This window comes from Eoetvoesiella sp., assembly GCF_035555955.1.
Taxonomy (GTDB): domain Bacteria; phylum Pseudomonadota; class Gammaproteobacteria; order Burkholderiales; family Burkholderiaceae_B; genus Eoetvoesia.
The window spans coordinates 37,456-55,888 of the sequence record NZ_DATMGA010000015.1 but is presented as its reverse complement, the minus strand read 5'-3'; the positions used below and the strand labels follow the sequence as shown (position 1 = coordinate 55,888).

General features: G+C 62.0%; 19 protein-coding genes. 2 read left to right on the top strand and 17 right to left on the bottom strand.

The window, feature by feature from the left end:
* The 3 genes from VNT00_RS04470 to VNT00_RS04460 all read right to left on the bottom strand — a co-directional run.
* Positions 1-312 (bottom strand): AAA family ATPase (locus tag VNT00_RS04470; protein WP_325584933.1); only part of this gene is annotated, 312 nt, incomplete at its 3' end.
* Positions 313-318: 6 nt separating this feature from the next.
* The gene (gene lolA / locus VNT00_RS04465; RefSeq protein WP_325584931.1) at positions 319-942 is read right to left on the bottom strand and encodes an outer membrane lipoprotein chaperone LolA; all 624 of its coding nucleotides are present in this window, start codon (positions 940-942) and stop codon (positions 319-321) included.
* Positions 932-3,292: a DNA translocase FtsK gene (locus VNT00_RS04460; RefSeq protein WP_325584929.1), complete on the bottom strand. Its 2,361-nt coding sequence runs from the start codon at positions 3,290-3,292 to the stop codon at positions 932-934. The genes lolA and VNT00_RS04460 overlap by 11 nt, the downstream gene beginning before the upstream one ends.
* Positions 3,293-3,336: 44 nt before the next feature.
* On the opposite strand from VNT00_RS04460, the gene trxB reads away from it, so the two are divergent.
* Together trxB and VNT00_RS04450 are read left to right on the top strand one after the other, a co-directional pair.
* Entirely contained in the window at positions 3,337-4,293 is a 957-nt protein-coding gene (gene trxB, locus VNT00_RS04455; RefSeq protein WP_325584927.1) for a thioredoxin-disulfide reductase, read from the top strand.
* Positions 4,283-5,089, top strand: a complete 807-nt coding sequence (locus VNT00_RS04450; RefSeq protein ID WP_325584925.1) for a Smr/MutS family protein — start codon at positions 4,283-4,285, stop codon at positions 5,087-5,089. Before trxB ends, VNT00_RS04450 begins: the two co-directional genes overlap by 11 nt.
* Before the next feature lie 433 nt (positions 5,090-5,522).
* Here VNT00_RS04450 and VNT00_RS04445 read toward each other — a convergent pair whose 3' ends face one another.
* The 14 genes from VNT00_RS04445 to VNT00_RS04380 all read right to left on the bottom strand — a co-directional run bounded on the left by VNT00_RS04445 (position 5,523) and on the right by VNT00_RS04380 (position 18,413).
* Positions 5,523-6,101, bottom strand: a complete 579-nt coding sequence (locus tag VNT00_RS04445) for a DUF1404 family protein (protein ID WP_325584923.1) — start codon at positions 6,099-6,101, stop codon at positions 5,523-5,525.
* Between the two features lies 1 nt (position 6,102).
* A complete protein-coding gene (locus tag VNT00_RS04440; protein ID WP_325584921.1) occupies positions 6,103-6,735 on the bottom strand; it encodes an SCO family protein in 633 nt (210 codons plus the stop codon).
* A complete protein-coding gene (locus VNT00_RS04435) occupies positions 6,732-7,349 on the bottom strand; it encodes a c-type cytochrome (RefSeq protein WP_325584919.1) in 618 nt (205 codons plus the stop codon). Before VNT00_RS04435 ends, VNT00_RS04440 begins: the two co-directional genes overlap by 4 nt.
* Positions 7,327-8,061, bottom strand: a complete 735-nt coding sequence (locus VNT00_RS04430; protein WP_325584917.1) for a cbb3-type cytochrome c oxidase subunit II — start codon at positions 8,059-8,061, stop codon at positions 7,327-7,329. The genes VNT00_RS04435 and VNT00_RS04430 overlap by 23 nt, the downstream gene beginning before the upstream one ends.
* Positions 8,062-8,066: 5 nt before the next feature.
* Positions 8,067-9,710: a cbb3-type cytochrome c oxidase subunit I gene (locus tag VNT00_RS04425; RefSeq protein WP_325584915.1), complete on the bottom strand. Its 1,644-nt coding sequence runs from the start codon at positions 9,708-9,710 to the stop codon at positions 8,067-8,069.
* Between the two features lie 404 nt (positions 9,711-10,114).
* Positions 10,115-10,915, bottom strand: a complete 801-nt coding sequence (locus VNT00_RS04420; protein WP_325584914.1) for an SDR family NAD(P)-dependent oxidoreductase — start codon at positions 10,913-10,915, stop codon at positions 10,115-10,117.
* Between the two features lie 25 nt (positions 10,916-10,940).
* On the bottom strand, positions 10,941-12,884 hold the full coding sequence (locus VNT00_RS04415) for an oxidoreductase (protein WP_325584912.1): 1,944 nt from the start codon (positions 12,882-12,884) through the stop codon (positions 10,941-10,943).
* 287 nt (positions 12,885-13,171) lie between these two features.
* On the bottom strand, positions 13,172-13,972 hold the full coding sequence (locus VNT00_RS04410) for a GntR family transcriptional regulator (protein ID WP_325584910.1): 801 nt from the start codon (positions 13,970-13,972) through the stop codon (positions 13,172-13,174).
* A gap of 15 nt (positions 13,973-13,987) precedes the next feature.
* On the bottom strand, positions 13,988-14,242 hold the full coding sequence (locus tag VNT00_RS04405) for a hypothetical protein (RefSeq protein WP_325584908.1): 255 nt from the start codon (positions 14,240-14,242) through the stop codon (positions 13,988-13,990).
* 32 nt (positions 14,243-14,274) lie between these two features.
* Positions 14,275-15,138, bottom strand: coding sequence for a nitrilase-related carbon-nitrogen hydrolase (locus VNT00_RS04400; RefSeq protein ID WP_325584906.1), 864 nt, complete (start codon positions 15,136-15,138; stop codon positions 14,275-14,277).
* Positions 15,131-16,240 carry a DODA-type extradiol aromatic ring-opening family dioxygenase gene (locus tag VNT00_RS04395; RefSeq protein WP_325584904.1) on the bottom strand — a complete coding sequence of 370 codons (1,110 nt, stop codon included), beginning with the start codon at positions 16,238-16,240 and terminating at the stop codon, positions 15,131-15,133. The genes VNT00_RS04400 and VNT00_RS04395 overlap by 8 nt, the downstream gene beginning before the upstream one ends.
* Positions 16,241-16,265: 25 nt before the next feature.
* Entirely contained in the window at positions 16,266-17,297 is a 1,032-nt protein-coding gene (locus VNT00_RS04390) for a 2,5-dihydroxypyridine 5,6-dioxygenase NicX family protein (protein WP_325584903.1), read from the bottom strand.
* Between the two features lie 76 nt (positions 17,298-17,373).
* Entirely contained in the window at positions 17,374-18,156 is a 783-nt protein-coding gene (locus VNT00_RS04385; RefSeq protein WP_325584902.1) for an SDR family oxidoreductase, read from the bottom strand.
* Positions 18,157-18,215: 59 nt separating this feature from the next.
* Positions 18,216-18,413, bottom strand: a complete 198-nt coding sequence (locus VNT00_RS04380) for a ferredoxin (protein WP_325584900.1) — start codon at positions 18,411-18,413, stop codon at positions 18,216-18,218.
* Positions 18,414-18,433 lie beyond the last annotated feature (20 nt).

Here is an 18,433-nt window from a genome sequence, read left to right as displayed (position 1 = left end):
CACCTGGGCGGCAACGACCGCATCGCGAATGTCCTTCACCCCGCCCAGCACCGCCGAAATGGCCAGGAACTGCGCGTCGAACCCATCGGCCATCAGGCGCGCCAGCGTGGTCTTTCCCACGCCCGGCGGCCCCCAGAAGATCATGGAATGCGGGCGGCCCGAATCGAAAGCCACGCGCAAAGGCTTGCCCGGCCCCAGCAAATGGGCCTGGCCGACCACCTCGTCCAGGGTTCTGGGCCGCAGGCGTTCCGCCAGCGGGGTATGGGCCAGCGTGGCGGCGGAATTGGCGAAGAGATCCTGGGACTTCTGCACAATGGCCTATTTCATCTTGACGACATCCACCCCCTTGGGCGGCACGAACTTGAATTCGCCGGCCGGCAAAGACGGATTGGCCTTGATGCCGTCCAGGTCGATGCGGGTGGTCTGTCCGAAGGAATCGAGCAGCACGAGGCGGGCGGGCAGGTCGTTGCGAAAGCCGATGTCGACATAGGAAAAACCGGCATCGGCGCTGCGCGGCTTGGCGCGCAGCCATTGCAAGCCGTCGTTGTCGGGCAAGGCGCTGACATTGAAGGAGTCTTCCAGCGCCCCCGAGCCGAACAGGACCGCGGCGGGCGAAGAGCCTATGGACTTGTCGACGGGACGCTCCGTGACCTGGGCCAGGTCGGGATCGTATTGATATACCGTAGTGCCGTCCGACACCACGAGCTGCTCGTAGGGCTTCTTGACTGCCCACTTGAACTTGCCCGGACGCTGGAACGAAAACTGCCCCGACTGCGCCGGCTTGCCCCGGCCGTCGCGAACCAGGGTCTGCTGGGTAAAGCTGCCGGTGGCCGATGCGACCTTGGCGATGAACTGGTGCAGTTGCGCCGGCGCATCGGCCGACCACGCAACGACGGGGCTGACCGCCAGCAAGGCGGCGGCCGCATAATGCTTAATCCGCACTGGATGATTCTCCGGCTGGAACGAGGATTTCACGATTGCCGTTGGACTGCATGGCCGACACCAGGCCGGCCTGCTCCATTTGCTCGAGCAGCCGCGCCGCGCGGTTGTAGCCGATGCGCAAATGGCGCTGCACCGACGAAATGGAGGCGCGGCGGTTTTTCAGGATGACTTCGACGGCCTGGTCGTACAAGGGGTCGGACTCGGCATCGGCGAAGCCGGTCACGCTGCCCACGCCATCGCCGGTTTCGCCTTCCAGCGCGCCCTCGAGCAGCCCTTCCACGTAATTGGGTTCACCCTGCTCTTTCAGGCATTCGACCACGCGATGGACTTCGTCGTCGCTGACGAAGGCGCCATGCACCCGCACCGGCAGGCCGGTGCCCGGAGGCATGTACAGCATGTCGCCCTGGCCCAGCAGGGTTTCAGCCCCCATCTGGTCCAGGATGGTGCGCGAATCGATCTTGGACGACACCTGGAAGGCGATGCGGGTGGGAATATTGGCCTTGATCAGCCCGGTGATGACATCGACGCTGGGCCGCTGCGTGGCCAGGATGAGGTGTATGCCCGCGGCCCGCGCCTTTTGAGCAAGACGGGCGATGAGCTCTTCGATTTTCTTGCCCACCACCATCATCAGGTCGGCGAGCTCGTCGATGACCACAACGATGGTGGGCAGCGTGGCGAGGGGCTCGGGCGCGTCGGGCGTCAGCGAGAACGGGTTCGGGATGGGTTCTTCGCGCTTGATGGCTTCGCGTATCTTGGTGTTGTAGCCCGCCAGGTTGCGCACCCCCATCTTGCTCATCAGGCGGTAGCGCTTTTCCATTTCGCCGACGCACCAGTTGAGCGCATTGGCCGCATGCCGCATGTCGGTGACCACCGGGGCCAGCAAATGCGGAATGCCTTCGTAGATGCTCATTTCGAGCATCTTTGGGTCGATGAGGATGAGGCGGGTTTGCGAGGCGTCGGCCTTGTACAGCAAGGACAGGATCATGGCGTTGATGCCGACCGACTTGCCCGAACCCGTGGTGCCGGCCACCAGCAGGTGCGGCATTTTGGCCAGGTCGGCCACCACGGGGTTGCCCGCGATGTCCTTGCCCAGAGCCATGGTGACGGACGAGGCGCTTGCGTAATAGGTTTGCGAACCGATGATTTCGGACAGCTTGACCATTTGGCGCTTGGGATTGGGCAGTTCCAGCCCCATGAGGTTCTTGCCGGGAATGGTCTCGACCACGCGTATGCTGACCAGGCTTAGCGCCCGAGCCAGGTCCTTGGCGAGATTGACGATCTGGCTGCCCTTGACGCCCGTGGCCGGCTCGATTTCGTAGCGCGTGATGACCGGGCCGGCCTGGGCCGCCACCACGGTTACCTTGACGCCGAAATCCGACAGTTTTTTCTCGATGAGCCGGGAGGTGAATTCGATGGTTTCGGGCGTAACGGTTTCCTGCCTCTCGGTGACAGGATCCAGAAGGCTGACCTCGGGCAGGTCGCCGGAGCCGCCCGCCGCCGCGGGCGACGGCGCGAACAGGGTTTGCTGCTTTTCTTTTTCGACGCGCACGGACTTGGGCACCGAAACGACAGAGGGCTCGATGCGCACGGGCTGTTCGTGCACCAGTTGTTCCTGTATGGCCACCACGCTTTCGTCGCGCTCGGCCTTTTTTACCTGCCCCACGCGGCGGTCTTCACGGGCCGCCTTGAGCTCGAACACGCGCTTGACGGATTTTTCGATGAAGAGGCCCACCCGTTCGAACAGATGCAGCCACGAGAACCCCAGGAACAGGCTGGCGCCCACGGCGATGAACACCAGCAGCAACAAGGTGCAGCCGGTAACGCCCACGCCTTGCGACAAGGCCGCCGACAGCAATTTGCCCAGCTCGCCGCCCGCGCCGCTGGGCAGGCTGGCGCCCAGCGCCTGCAATTGCTGGGCCTCGATGCCCATGGCGCCCAGGAACAACAATACGAAGCCTATGCCCACTTCCCAGCGGATGCGCGGCAAGACTTCCAGCTTGAGATTGGGCAGCAAGGAATTGGTAAGGCGGTAAAACCCGACGGCCACGCGCTGCGCCAGCAGCGCCACCCATAGCCACGAGGAGTAGCCGAACAGGAACAGCAGCAGGTCGGACACATAGGCCCCGAGCATGCCGCCGCCGTTCTGGGCGCCCACCGTATGCACGGAATGCGACCAGCCGGGGTCGGACGGCGACCAGGTAGCCAGCACCAGACCCAGCCACGCGGCCAGGGCCGCGAACAGGATCCAGCGCGCTTCGCGGACCAACCCCGACAAGCGGGTTTGCAGCGCCGAAGGGCCATTGCGCACATTGCGCGAGGAGCGGGAGGATGCAGCAGGTAATCTAGCCATGGACTCATTATAATTGCCTAAGTGAATTTTTCGGATTTTCTGTAATGACCACACCCAAACACGCCAAAGTCCTCATTCTGGGCTCGGGCCCAGCCGGCTATACGGCCGCCGTCTACGCCGCCCGCGCCAACCTGAAGCCCGTGCTCATCACAGGGCTGGAACAAGGCGGGCAGCTCATGACCACCACCGATGTCGACAACTGGCCCGCCGACGCCCAAGGCGTCCAGGGCCCCGACCTGATGCAGCGTTTCCAGGCCCATGCCGAGCGCTTCGAAACCGAACTCGTGTTCGACCACATCGCCAGCGTCGACCTCTCCAAACGCCCGTTCACGCTTACCGGCGACACGGGCAGCCTCTATACCTGCGACGCCCTCATCATCGCCACGGGCGCCTCGGCCCAATACCTGGGCCTGCCCTCGGAACAGGCCTTCATGGGCAAGGGGGTCTCGGGCTGCGCCACCTGCGATGGCTTCTTCTATAAAAAACAAGATGTTATCGTTGTCGGCGGCGGCAATACCGCTGTCGAGGAAGCCCTGTACCTTTCCAATATCTGCGCCACGGTCACCCTGGTGCACCGGCGCGACAAATTCCGCGCCGAGCCCATCCTGGTGGACAAGCTCATGGAAAAGGTCGACCACGGCAACATGAGGCTCAAGCTGTTCCGCGAGCTCGACGAAGTCCTGGGCGATGCCTCGGGCGTCACCGGAGTGCGCCTGCGCAACAGCAAAACCGGCGAAACCGAAGAACTCGCCGTCACCGGCGCCTTCATCGCCATCGGCCACAAGCCCAATACGGGGCTTTTCGAAGGCCAGCTCAATATGGAAAACGGCTACATCATCACCCAGGGCGGCCTGAACGGCATGGCCACGCAAACCTCGGTGCCGGGCGTCTTCGCCGCGGGCGATGTGCAGGACCACGTCTATCGCCAAGCCATCACCAGCGCCGGCACGGGCTGCATGGCCGCGCTGGATGCACAGCGATGGTTGGAGAATGCGGCCTGAAAAACCCGGCCTGGCCGACCTGAAGCGGCTGCGCAACGAACAACGGGAAACCGAAGCCCCCAAGGCCGCAGTCCGGACAAAACCGGGGCTGGCCTCGACGCGCCCCGCAACCTCATCTCGCCGTGGTTCCGCCGGCGGCACAGCGCCTGCGGGCCCGGCGGCGGATGTCAAGCGGCAGGCTGCCTCGCGCACCGGGCCCGACGATCACGGCCAAGAGGCCGCCCACCCGCCAGCAACGGCACTCGACGAGGAAGACCGGGCCCTTTTCCGGCAGGCGGTCAAAACCGTCCAGCCGCTCAAGAGCGCCCGGCGGGCCAGCCTCCCAGCGCGCACGCAAGCCGCGGATCTGCTGCGCCAACGCCGCGAGCACGCCATGGGGCACGAAACGGCCAGTCTTTCGGCCGTTTCGGATCACTATGCTCCAGCGCGCCTGAAGCACGACGACACCAGCTTTTTACAGGCGGGCCACGGCCCGGATCTGATCAAAGGCCTGAAGCGCGGCAAATGGCCGATCGAAGCCAGCCTGGATTTGCACGGATCCACCCTGGACGAAGCCCGCGGGCGCCTGGAACAGTTTCTGCAATCGTGCCTGACCCACCGCATAAAATGCGTGCGCATCGTGCACGGCAAAGGCTTCGGCTCGAAAGACGGCGCCTCGGTGCTGAAGCAAACCGTGCGGCGCTGGCTTTCGCAAATGCGGGACGTCAAAGCCTATACAGAGTGTGGAGAGCAGGATGGCGGCGCCGGCGCCATACAGGCGCTATTGAAAGTAGATGCGCCCCAGGCCGACCAGTAGGTGGCGAAAACCATCGGCCTGCCAAATGCATGATGAATACGATGCCGGAACAGTGGCGGCCGGCGATGCATAGACAGCGATGGCAAGGGCTGAATCGGCAATGCCCACAATGACAAAGGCCGGCGAGAGTATCGCCGGCCTTTGTGCCTTTATATTTTTTATGGGATGTGCTGCTTTTTTTGTATGCCGTTTAACCGGCCTGCCCCTATGGAGCTATGTCTCCTCACCTGCATGAACGGCAGTTTGCACCAATTATCGGCAGTTGACACTTAGGGAATGCACCTAGACTGTGCAAATTCTTGTGCAAAGCCCCTGGATACGCCACATTCACGCGCCCCAATCCTGCACAAATCCACGCTGGGAAAATCTCAAAAACTAGATTTTCGCTTGACTGCCCGTCAACCAAGCCCGCCCGGCAACCCACACGCCCGGATCACCCCCGGCCCTCACCCAGCAGATTCGCGCCCTTGACGGCTCCCGGCACCCATGCAAGAAACACCACGACCGCCCAGAAAATCATGGAAGCGCCCGCGCTCCATTGCTCGTCCGGCAAATATACGCTGCAAAGCTGCTGCGGCGCGCCCTGATAGATAAGACCCACGGCAATGGTCATCCAGCACCAGTTGAACAGGAAGAAAGCCTGGATGACCAGCCCCGCCTTGCGCCAGGAAGCCCCCAGGAGCAGGCCGGCCAGAATCAGCGACGCTACCTTGATCGTGCCGACCACCGGATCCAGCACCGCCAGATCCAATGCGGCGGGCACCATCCAGAAGGCGGTGACCAGCGCGGTGAGCACCATGGCGGCCAGGCCCTTGGCGTTCCAGGGCTGCATCCAGGAGCTCAGGCGCGGCCCCGCCGCGCAGGCGCTCAGCCAGCCCACCGCAAACAGCAAGGGAAGCTCAATGCCCATGTGCCGCGCCATATGCGCTTCGAACCAGGGCCGGAACACGGCCAGCACCGCCAGCAACACGCCCGGCAACCATGCCGGGACGCGGCGAACCAGCCTGCCCACGTCAGCGCTCCGCCGAACGCAGGTAATCGACAAGCGCAAGGTCGGGCCTGTCGGTATCGTAGGCGCGGGCCAAGCGCCCCTGCTCGTTGATGACAAACAAGGCCGAATTATGGGAGTACCCGCCCAACCCATCGGGAATCACCACGATGCCGAACAACTTCAGCAAAGCCGGCAGATCCTGGGTGTTGCGCACCGTGGCGGTCCGCCACAAAGCCGTGTCGGCCCCCACCGAGCGCGCATGTTCGGCCATGACCTGCGGCGTGTCGTTCGAAGGGTCGAAGCTGAGCGTCAGCAATCGAACCTTGTCCCGCAACCCCAGGCTGGTGATTTCGTGCTGAAGAAACGCCAGCCCGGAAGCACTGGTGCGGCAGACTGTCTGGCAGCGCATGTACGCCAGGCTGACGAACGTGGTGTATGGCGAAGGCTTGGCGTAGTCAGCCAGCGACATTGGCTGTCCAGATTGATCCACCAGCGCCAGGGAAGGCAGCGCGCGCGGCGAGCGTTCGAGATCGATGCGGCGCACCCCGTCGGACGTCACGGCGGCAAAGCCGCGCGTCACGAAGCTGAACGCGGTGAACCCCAGCAACAGAATCAGCACAACCGCCGCCGACGTGGCCAGGGCGCCGTGCCTCATGATTTCTCGTCCGCCGGCTTGGCCTGCCCGCCAACGGCCGCCTCGATGTCCTTGACGTTGGGCCAGGGCTCGGTGCGCTTGGCGGTCAGCGCGCGCGACTGCTTGACCAGATCGGCATCGACCGCAGGGCTGGCATTGCCCCACTCCTTGCGGATATAGCTGAGCACGGCGGCGATCTCGGCGTCTCCGAACTGCGAACCGAAGGCCGGCATGGAACCGTTATAGGTGGCGCCGGACACCTCGATGGGGCCATGCAGGCCATGAAGCACGATCTGCGTCAGCACGTGCGGGTCGCCCTTCACGAACGACGACCCGGCCAGCGGCGGGAAAACGCCGGGCAGCCCTTGCCCCGTGGCCTGGTGACAGGCCTGGCAGGTGCCGGTGAAGATCTGGCGGCCGTCGACCACCCCACCCTTGCCGCCGGCGCTGCTGACCAGGGCGGACGGGATGCGGTGGTCGCCCATCGAGGCGACACCGCTTGGATTGGACGTGAAAATATAATAGACGGCCCAAATGATGAGGCCGATGATCAGGCCGATAATGACACGCGGGATCGGATTGTAGAGCTCGCTGGGATCGGCGTGTTCCGACTTACGGGTTTGCTTTGGCACCATCTGCTTTGCCCTTTTCATCTGATTCCCCTTGTTTCGTATTGGCGGCCGGTTGTCCGCCCTGTTCAAGTTTCTTGTCCTGTTTCAGCCGTTCGGGCGGCAGGCGGCTTTCGGCATATTTAAGCTGCTCGGGCGTCAAGGCGTCGTAGGTGTGGTTGAGGCTTAGCAGATACGCCACCAGATCCATGGCTTCGGGCCGGGCCACCACGACGCGCCCCTCGGGCGCCGTTCCCGGAGGTAACGACACGACCCTTTCATCCTTGGATACATCGCCGGGCTTCTTGATTTCGAACAGGAAGGGAAAGGCCGGCATGATGCTGCCCGGTACATAGGCGCGCGGCTGGAACAGATGGCCCAGCTGCCAGTCGGCGCTTGGCTGGCGCGCCCCGATGTTGAACAGATCGGGGCCCGTGCGCGACGTGCCCAGCAGCACAGGCTGGTCGTAGTAATAGTCGCCCGCCACCGAAGGCCGGCCCCATCCGCGGGCGGAATCGGCAACACCCGCCCCCGTCGAGCTGGGCTGCTGGGTATGGCAGGCTATGCAGCCGTTCGACATATACACCTGGCGCCCGCGCAATTGCTGGCTGGTGTAGGGCTTCAACCCCTCGGGGGGAGGAACGTTCTTCAATTGCAAGAAGGGCAGGACGACGAGAGCCGCCGTCGCAAGCGACAGGGTGACCATTCCGCCGGCCAATAGCTTGGTTTCGTTTTCCATAATCGTTACGCCGCTTTTTGTTGAGGGGCGGCAATCGCCGAGGACAATGGTGTGGTGCTGACCCGCAGTGTCATGAGAGCCATGTGGTACACGAAGATCAAGTGCCCCAGGGTCATGAGCGCACCGCCGATGGAGCGCCCTTCCAGCCAGGGTATGGTGACCGCCACCGCCTGCATGAACGGAACATTGGGATCCTGCATGTCCAGGCCTTGCAGGATGCCGCCGATGCTAAGCGTCACGGCATAGGTTGCAAACCCTGCCACCACCAGCCAGAAGTGCCAGGAAATAAGCGCAGGCTTGGGCCATGGAATGTTCAGCACCCGGGGCATGGCAAAGTAGATGCCGCCGAAGATCACCATGGACACGAAGCCATACAGGCCGATGTGCGCATGGGCCACGGTGAAGTGGGTAAAGTGGGTTACGGCATTGACCGTGCGTAACGCTTCGAACGAGCCTTGGATCGACGAAACGGTATACATGGTCGCGCCGAAGAAAATGAACCGCAGCACGGGCGAGTACCTGAGCGCGTTGAAATGCCCTTTCAAGGTCAGGTGCTGGTTCACGGAGAACGCAATCACCGGAATGAGCATCATCATGCTTTGCACGATGGATAGCGTGGCCAGCCATTCGGGAATGGGGCCGCCGATGAGGTGGTGGGCGCCGACCTGGCCATAAAAGAAAGCCAGCGTCCAGAAGCCCAGCAGCGAAAGATTGTACGAACGCACCGGACGTCCAATGACCTTGGGGAGGAAGTAATAGATGCAGGCCAGCGAGATGGGGGTATAGAACAGGCCCAGCACGTTGTGCCCGAACCACCAGTTCATGGTGCCCTGCTCGACGCCGAAATGCACGCCCGGAACCTTGGCCACGATGTACAGGGTGGGAAACCAGAACAGCGCCGCCCCCATGTACCAGACCGACACGTATAGATGGTGCACCCTGCGCCGGCCTATCATGAGCGCCATGGGCAGGCCGATGAGCATGCCGCCGACGGCGAACAGCCCGCCGATCTGCCAGGGGATTTCAAGCCATTCCATCCCCGCGTTGATGCCCACGGCCAGGCCGCCAAGCCCGGCTATGAGCCCCGCGTTCCAGATGACCACCCCCAGGATGACCAGGCGCGCCCCGCGCAAAGGCGTTTGCAGCAAGCGCGGCAGCAGCCACACCGCCAGTCCCAAAGTGCCCATGGGCGCCCAGCCGTAGGCCACCGCGTTCAAGTGTATGGTGCGCAAGCGCCCGAAGGTGAGCCAGGCATAGTCGGTCAGGAAATCGGGCCAGTGCAGCTTGAGCGAGCTGATGAGGCCGGCGAACGAGGCGATGACCAGCCACAGCGCCGCACAGGCGAACATGAGGTACACGGGATACGCCGTTGAGCGGTCGGCCTCTTCGCGCGCCGACAGCTCGATGGGGGAAACCCCCTCTTCGGAATCGCTATCGGGCCCATGCTCGTCGGTGACCTTCTGCAATTGCTGTTTCTGCTCGGTGTCCGCCGACGGCTCTTCGATCTGCCCGATCTCGCCGGAGGTGAAAATGGCCCGGGCGCCCGAAGACGTAGCGTCGAACATTCCCTTTCGCAAGGACCAGATAAAAAAGAACAAACCAACTATGGACAATATAAACGTGGCCAGCAATATTGCGGTCGGGTTCATATAAAAACTCCCTTTCTTAGGCGTGGCTTCTTGGAGAGCACAATTGACAGCGATTATAAATTTGGATTGGGGTAAACCCCATAATCACCCCACGCCCGGTACAGATATAGGCGGATTCCGGGCGTTACAAAAGCCCGGAGGAAGCAACTGGCGTAGGCGTGGCTGGTGTTTGACGGCGAAAAAGCCTGGCGGGGAGAAAGTCGATAAGCAACAGAGCGGCCATATACGTCCTCTTTTTGTAACAGCGGCCACTGAATAATAAAAATAATAAGCCGCCTGCAACAAGAGAATAGGCCAAACAGAATCGAGATTCAATCCATGGCGCATGGGCCGGCAATGCTTGCGGGCCGGAGCGTGGACGGCGAAAACGCCACGCTCCCGGGGCTGGCCAACGCCCCAAGGGTCTAGGCCGCGTTGCGGCCGCGCGGCCTGGCCAGCCCGCGTATGCTCAGACCGTTGTCGGCATTGAAAATGGAGCCGGTGATATGGCCGGCCTCGGTGTTCGAGGCAAGAAATGCATAAAGCGCCCCGTACACCCCCGCGTCGGGGATGGCGGGCAAGGGCAGGATCGCAGCCGTGCCATCCAGTATGGACTCCTGGTTGCCCTGGCCCAGCGAGCCGATGCCCTTCAGGGAGGTCGGCGCAACCCCCGGCGCAACGCCATTGACGCGTATATCCGGCGCCAGTTCGTAGGCCAATTGACGCACCAGGCCCGCCACGGCATGCTTGGCCGCCGTATACAGAACCCCGCCCCCCGAAGGGGCGAAGCTGGCATACGACGCCGTCAGGATTACCGAGCCGCGCGATTCCAGCAAGGCATCGAGCGCTGCGCGCACGCCCAGGATGTAGCCTTTGACGTTGATGGACATCAATTCATCGAACGCCCGCGACAGTTCTTCGCCGCCCAGGGACTCGAGCGATGCGCCGTGGTCATAGATACCGGCATTGCCGACGAACACGTCCAGACGGCCGAAGGCATCGATCGCCGCCTTGACCGCACCGCAATTGTCCTGCCACGACGACACGTCGGCCGTCAGCGGCAGCACCGCATCCCCGTGCAATGCCTTGAGCGCGTCGACGCCCTGGCTGGACACATCCAGGGCCGCCACCTTGGCGCCCTCCTCCACGTAGCGGCCGACTATGCCTCTGCCAATGCCGCCGCCCGCGCCGGTTACCAGCGCTACTTTACCTTCGAGTCGTTTCACACTCTTCTCCGTATACCATCAAGAATCAGCACCGACGAGCCACGAAGAATGCATCGTGAAGCGCATCCATGACCCGCCCTCCCTTATGCATGGTGCCCACCGGGTCGATCTTCAGGTCCGGCAGCTCCCGCCCAAGCGTTTCGAGCAGCTCCGTCCGCGGCGAATAGCCGCAGGCCAGAACGACGGTGCTTGCGGGGACGAGTTCGTCGTTTCCTTGCGCATTGCGCACCCGCACACCCTGGCGCTCGACCGACAGGGCTTTTGTTCCGGTTCGCACCGATACCTTGTACTTGTCCAGTTGAGCCGGCATGCCGATGACATCGGTAAAAACATAGCCATTGGCCAGAACGCCTTCCTGCTGTTCGAGCAAGGTCACGTCGCCGCGGCCGGCCGCCCCCAGCAGCAAGGCAGTATCGCATCCCGCCAGCCCCGCGCCAATGATCACGACCGGGCCGGCCAGGCTCGACGGGTCAACCACTTCATGGGCCTTGACAACCTTCGCCTCGCCGTCGATATCGCCGTCAAATTCGACAGGCGCCGTCCCCGTCGCCAGCAATACGCGATCGAACCCCCCGTCACGCAGCAGCGCCGCATCGGCGCGAGCGGCAACGACCCGTATCTTGCGGCTTGTCACCTGGTGCACCAGATAGTCCCTCAGGGCGCGAAGATCCCTTTTCAGCTCGGATCGCACGGCGGCATTCAATTGCCCTCCCAGAGGCTTGTCGTCGAACAAGGTCACGGCATGGCCGCGATCGGCAAGCACGAGGGCCGCATTCATTCCAGCCGGGCCCGCGCCCACCACGGCGATCGACTGTGGATCGTCCGAGGGTTCCACCGCGTAGCGGTACTCTTCCCCCATGGACGGGTTGACCGTGCAGCCCGCGCTTCGGCCATCGTTCAGGCCGCGATGCAAACAGCCGTCGTTGCATCGAATACAGGGAACGATGTCTTGCACGCGCCCTTCGCGCGCCTTGCGAGCCCAATCGGGATCCGCCAGCATAGGCCTTCCCAGCGATACGAAATCCGCGCTGCCCGAGCTGACGATATCGGCCGCGACATCCGGCGCGACGATCGAGCCAGAGCCGATGACCGGGATGGAAAGCGCGGCCTTGATCTGCTCCCAGCCCCATCGATGCAAGGCTCGCGGCATATACCAGGGACTGACCTCATACTCCATTCCGGCATGATGGCCGCCCGAGGCGTGGATGACGTCGACGCCCAGCGTTTCCAGCCTGCGGCATAACTCCACGGTCTCGGCAATGGGAATCCCGTCCGCTTCATAGTCGCTGACGGACAGGCGTACGCTCAGCGGAAAGTCCGCGGGAATCTTCTTGCGGATGTCGGCCACGATTTCCCTCAGCAGCCGGCTGCGGTTATCGAACGATCCACCATACTCATCCGTCCTGCGATTGGTATGCGGCGACAGAAAGTTGGTGATCAAATAGCCATGGCCCGCATGCACTTCCACGATATCGAAGCGCGCCTGGACGGCGCGCACAGCGGCATCGCCGAAAGCCGAGACCACCCCGCGTATTTCCTCGAGCGTCATGGGCTGGGGCCTGACCCCATACTGGCGCTCGATTTCATCCCACGATACGTCGGAAGCGCTTTTGATCGGCGCCGTCGCCAGGAATTTCTGCCTTCCGCAATGCGCCAACTGGATACCCACCTTGGCCCCGGCGGCGTGCACCTCGTCGGCCAGCCAACCGAGGCCGGCAATGTGTTCCTTTCTGCTGATGCCCAATTGATTGTGTATGGATTTCGCGGCGTCGTCGTCCACATAGCTGTATTCCAGCAGCACCAGGCCTATTCCGCCTTCGGCCAGCCGCTTGTAGTGGTTCACCGTGCGCTGTGAAACCGTTCCATCGGGATTGGACAGTGCCGACGATTGCGGCGACTTGACGATACGATTCTTGACGACCAGCTTGCCTATTCTTCCCTCTTGAAACAAAACACCCAGATCGGCCATGGTACTACCCTCCTTCCAGTTGATAACAGCCATCGGCTTGCGTCCCGAAAGCCTGCTTTTTGATGCTGCTTGCTCTTTTTTTACGCGATGTGCTTCTTCCCCGGCGGCCGCTGCCCCTAGGCCTCCGGTCGGCTTTCGGAATTTTCGAGCATTATTTATACAATTTTGCATGCATTTAAAAAGACAAAAAAATAATGGATGCCCCCTGCAACCCTGTTCGTTCCAAATACTCCGAGCCGCCTCGATACGCCGCTCATCCAATCTTGCCAAAGTCCTATCCGCCTACCTCAGCGTTCGTAGTAAACGTTGGAAGTCTTCATGGGCGGCAGGTTGTCAACGGCCCCGCCGACCCAGCTCAGCTTGGCCGGACGATCGGGGACGCCTTTCTCGTTGCACGCAAAATGGATCCCCAGCCCCTGAGCCGCCAGCCGCAGCGCTTTGGGAACATAGTCGGGATCCGCATCCAGCAGCAGCCCCAGGGCGGCATCAAGCAAATGGAACTCCAGGATGTGCTTGGCAAGCTCGCCGTCCTGCTCAACCAGCGCCTCGAGCAGCAGGCGGTCTGTGTCGCAGAACTCGTCGGGCGCGCGCGGCCGGCTGAAATAAGTGCGCTGATGGCGCGTGATCTTGACGTAGATGGTTTCGATCATCTCGCGGATGTATTCCGGATAATGGATCAGGGCCACGTCGTGGAAGGCATGATGGGCATCCTGGAAATCTTTGGTTCGATGCGCCGAGTCCTGCATGCGCCGCAACGCATCGGCCATTTTCTTCAAGTCGCCGCTTGTGAGTTCGCCGGCTATGGCCGCCACGATGGGCGGCTCGATGAGCACACGCATCACGTACCACTGCTCGGTTTCTTCGAACGTAACCGGGGACACTTCCATTCCGCGGTTCGTGGCGGCAACCGCCAGGCCGCTTTCCTGCAAGCGGTTCAGGGCCTCGCGCAAAGGTGTGCGGCTGACATCCAGCTCGTTGGCCAACTCGCTTTGAGACAGCTTGCGCCCCGGAAGATAGACTCCGTTGATGATCCGGTCAGCCAAAACCCGATAGATTTCGTCAACCGAGTGCCCTCGTTTTTCTGCCACACGTTGCTCCAAATATTACGACTCGGGGTCAAACTCCGACTGAAGGACTTGCGCATTGAAGCGCGCCAGCGATGCCGGGCTTTGCCGGGCGATGATTTCGAGCTGCATGGCATCCAGGTAAACGACATTGCCTGTTTTGGGGATGCTGACTTCCAGCCTTTCGCCGTTGCGCGTCCAGACCTTGCGCACCCAAGCGCCGGTGAACTCGTTCGCGATGGAGAATTTCTCGGCCACTTCGACGACTCCGTCGGGCATTTCGCTGTTTTTCATGAGCCTTCCTTGTCAACCCCGCTTCCATTCCTTCAAATGACGACGGGCTCCGTAGTATAAACATCGGGCTGAACCGAGTCTAAGACAGGCAAATTCTGCCTGATTTGCGCGACCTTCGCCATATCCAGCTCCAGTACCTTGACGGCGAAATCCGTCTCACCCAGATCGGCCATGACTTCGCCCCAGGGCGTAACCGCCAGGGCGTGGCCATATGTGGCAAACCCAGCTTCGACGGAATCGGTCGAAGCCATCGTAGCCGACGCCACGACATATGCAGCATTTTCAATGGCTCGGGCGCGAACCAATACGTCCCAGTGGGCCCGGCCCGTCGTCTGGGTAAAAGCAGCCGGGATGAGCAGTATCTGTGCGCCGGCCAGAGCCAATTGGCGATACAGCTCCGGAAAGCGGATATCGAAGCAAATGCTCAGCCCGACCTTGATACCCTTGACCTGGGCGATGACCAGTTGCCGGCCAGGCGCCTCGACATCGGAAGCGCGGAAAGACGTGCCAGCCACCACAGCGTTGAACAAATGCACTTTGTCGTAGGCCCCCTGTATGCTGCCATCGGCATCGATCACCAGCGCCGTGTTCTGCAGCAAGGGACGATTGGACTTTTGCTTGAAGCCTCCCAACACCACCACCGCGCGGGCCCCGCGCGCCGCAGCGCGAATCGCCTGGATCTCGGGGCCATCGATGGCTACCGCGGCCGCACGCATCTCTTGATTGCTGCCGATGCACAAGGCATTTTCAGGAATGACGACAAGCTCGGCGCCCTGGGCACCCGCCTCCTGGATGGCTTTCAGAACCCATTGCAGATTAGCCGCCACATTACGGGTAGGCTGCAACTGCACTAGTCCCACTCGCAAGCTATTGCCGGTATTCATTGAATCAGACATGCGCCACCCTCTGTGCATCGACATTCATGTTCAGTACCGTCCAGCCGCCGCCCGATGCCTGCAAAGGCTCGTAGGCATAGACATCGGCTTTCAGGCCTGGCCCCAGGGCTCCCAGCACAATCAGCCAGTTCAGGAACTCGTACTGGCCGTGATCCAGCAGGGGATAGGGTTCCAGGTTGGCCAGGTCGAGCCCTCGGCCATGCTTGAGCATATCCAGGATATAGCCATCGAACGAGGTATCGACTGCGCCGAACTTGCCTGGATCCAGCCAATGCGACAGCCCTCCGGTTGCCAGCAGTGCCACTCGCTTGCCCGAACCGGCAATGGCCTTGCGCAAGGCCTGGCCGAAAGCCCGCGCGCCGAACGGCGAATACGAGCGGTGCGGCTGCGTCACGATGGGCACGACCGGAATGTCCTTGCTGGGCAGCGCAAGCCTCAGCGGCACGATGAGGCCGTGATCCAGATTGACGACGGGCGCCGCCTCGACCTCGAGATTTTCCGCCCTCGCCCCTGCCACAATCTGTTCAGCGAACTGCGCGTCACCCTTCAATTGGAGATCGAGATCGGCACGCTTGAAGAACTCCATGGATCCCGCATGTTCCGACCCCACGCCGACAACGAAAGCGCCGGTCTGAAAACTCTGGAAATGGCAATCGGTGGTCGCGACGATCACATCCGGCCTGGCGGCTTCGAGCGCGGACTTCAAGCGGGCATACGCCTGTTCAAGCCGCGCTATCGCCTCGGGCGGATCGATTTCGGGCCGCGCCAGAAGATCCGGCACATGCGAACAGCCGCCGGCAAACACGATATTGTCGAGGACATCGGGAACCTCGGTCGACATGCGCCCGTCGAACACGAACTTGTCGCTGCTGGAACTATCCGACAAGTTGTCCTGGAACCAGCGGCTGACCAAAATGGTGATGCCATCGTTCACGCCCGCCGAACGCAGCAAATTGCGTTCGCCACGAAAAATGACATCGGCCCAATGCGCATCGAGCCCCAGGCCGGCGCCGACTCCGGACGGATCGGCCTTGAAGCTTGCGAGCAGGTCGGCGGACTGGCCCAGCTTGAGAATCGCCGATTCGAGTATTTTCTTGTCCATCAGGAATTTCCGTGAAACAAAACCGTTAATTGGCCGCTTCGGCCATCAGCCGCTGCAACTCGCCCTTTCGCACCACGGCCCGGCCATCGACCGAAACGGTGCAGCCACGCATAGGTATGTCGAGGTGGGCGGGAGTCTCGCGCGAAGCAAAGCGGTTCGACCCGGTGGACCACATGAAATTGCCCGATACCGAACGCAACTCCTGCCCATACAGGCTGCGGGGATCGTAGACTTCGAGCGCGGCCCAGCTGGCGGCCGGGTGCAGGCCCCAGCCGGCGTGCGACAAGGCATATACCTCGGGATCGTTCCAGCGTTCGAAATAGTCGCGCAACAGGAACGCGTCGGCGCCATCGCCCTCGATGCTGCGGATATAGCCATCCACCACCTTCAAGGTAATGGGGTCGCGCACGTACTTCTGCAGGGGCACGATGACATCGCCCGCCTGCAGCACGATCGTGCCCTGCCCGCTGCGATCGCGCGGAAAGCAGGCAATGAAGCCGCTTGGCCAGTGATCCCAACGGCCCGGCTCGTCGACAAACCCCCATTGGCGCGTAATGGGCAGGTCGCCGCCGGAAATATCCAGCGTCAGATCGGTGCCCGCATCGCTGCCGACATGCAGGACACTGCCTTGCTTGAGTATCTCGGCCGCCGCATTGACCTGCTCGCGCAAGTCATCGTTGCCCATGAGACGCTGCAGGACATCGGCGGGCTCGGCGACGAACAGCATGCGCTTGCCTTTGCCCGTGATATTGGTTCTGACATTGGAGTGGATCAGTCCGCCCACGGTAACGTCGATGACCAGATCGCAATGGCCGGCTGCCGCCAGCAAGGCGGGCACCTCGCGTCCGTCCGAGGTGTAAGGCGGCAAGGTGGGGTTCGACAAGCTGGATGCGCCCAGCACCAACGACCCGGCGCCCAGGGCGCGTGCCGCGGCGACAGCGGCTTCGACGTACTCGGCCTTCTTGCCGACTTCGGAGATGACCGCAACAGTCTGCGTCGCATCAAGCCCGCAAAGTTTGTACTGTTCGGTAAAAAGTTCCAGCAAAGACATCGTCATAAAAAATACCTCCGAATTTGAATCCATTCACCAAGGCAGCCTGAGCTGCCATGCTGAAACAAAAATTACGCCGGTCCTAGACCGAACGCGTGGCACCGCCGTCTACCTGCAAGGTTGCTCCGGTCACAAAAGCTGCAACCGGCGATACCAGATAAGCCACCGCATTGGCGATTTCCTCTGGCGACCCCCAGCGACCCAGCGGAATCTGCTGGACGATCTCGCTGATTTCTTCCTCCTGGGACGTTCCGTTCTTGCCGGCTTTCATCCGGACAATGTCGTACATACGGTCGGTGCCGGTCGCGCCGGGCTGAACCTGATTCACGCGAATGCCGTGCGACGCCAGCTCCAGGGCCATTTGCTTCGCCAAGGTCGACAACGCCGACCTCATGGAGGCGGACAACGAACCGCCAAACGACGGCTGCTTGACCCAGGTCGAAGTCAGAAAGGCAACACTGCCGCTTTTTTGCTCGACCATTTGCCGGGAAGCGGCCAGAGCCAGTTGCACCACCGGCCGCACCAGAATGTCGTAAGCATCCGCCCAATCCTGCGGCGTGGTGTCGAGAAACGGCTTGATCCGGGGGCCCGGCGTATTCAAGACGGCTATGTCGAGGCGGCCGAATTTCGACACGATGCTTTCAACCAGACGCCCGGTATCCTCGGCATTGCCCAAGTCGAGATCAAATGGCACCAGGCGGCCGGAACCCTGCACAGCAGCCAACTGGCCCACAACCTGCCCGGCATTGCGGGAGCACACCGCCACGGTCGCCCCTTCGGCGGCCAGGCGCTGGCTGACCGCCAGGCCGATTCCCTTGCTTGCCGCCGTTACCACGGCAACCTTCCCATTCAACTGCAAATCCATTTCCAACCTCGTTAAATAAAAACTGAACCGCTCGCGGCCGAATCGTTCCCGCAGCCGATTTACTCCGACAATACGGAAATCGCCTTTTCGGGGCATTCACTCACGGCTTCGCGCGCCTTGGCTTCGTCGCCGGCGGGCACGGTGCCGTCGGTAAGCAGCTCGGCGTAGCCGAACTCGCCCATGCTGAATACCGAAGGACAGACCTCGGCGCAGCGGCCATAGCCCGAGCATTTGGTCGCGTCAAAATGTACTTTCATGGTTTTCTCCAATGCAAAAT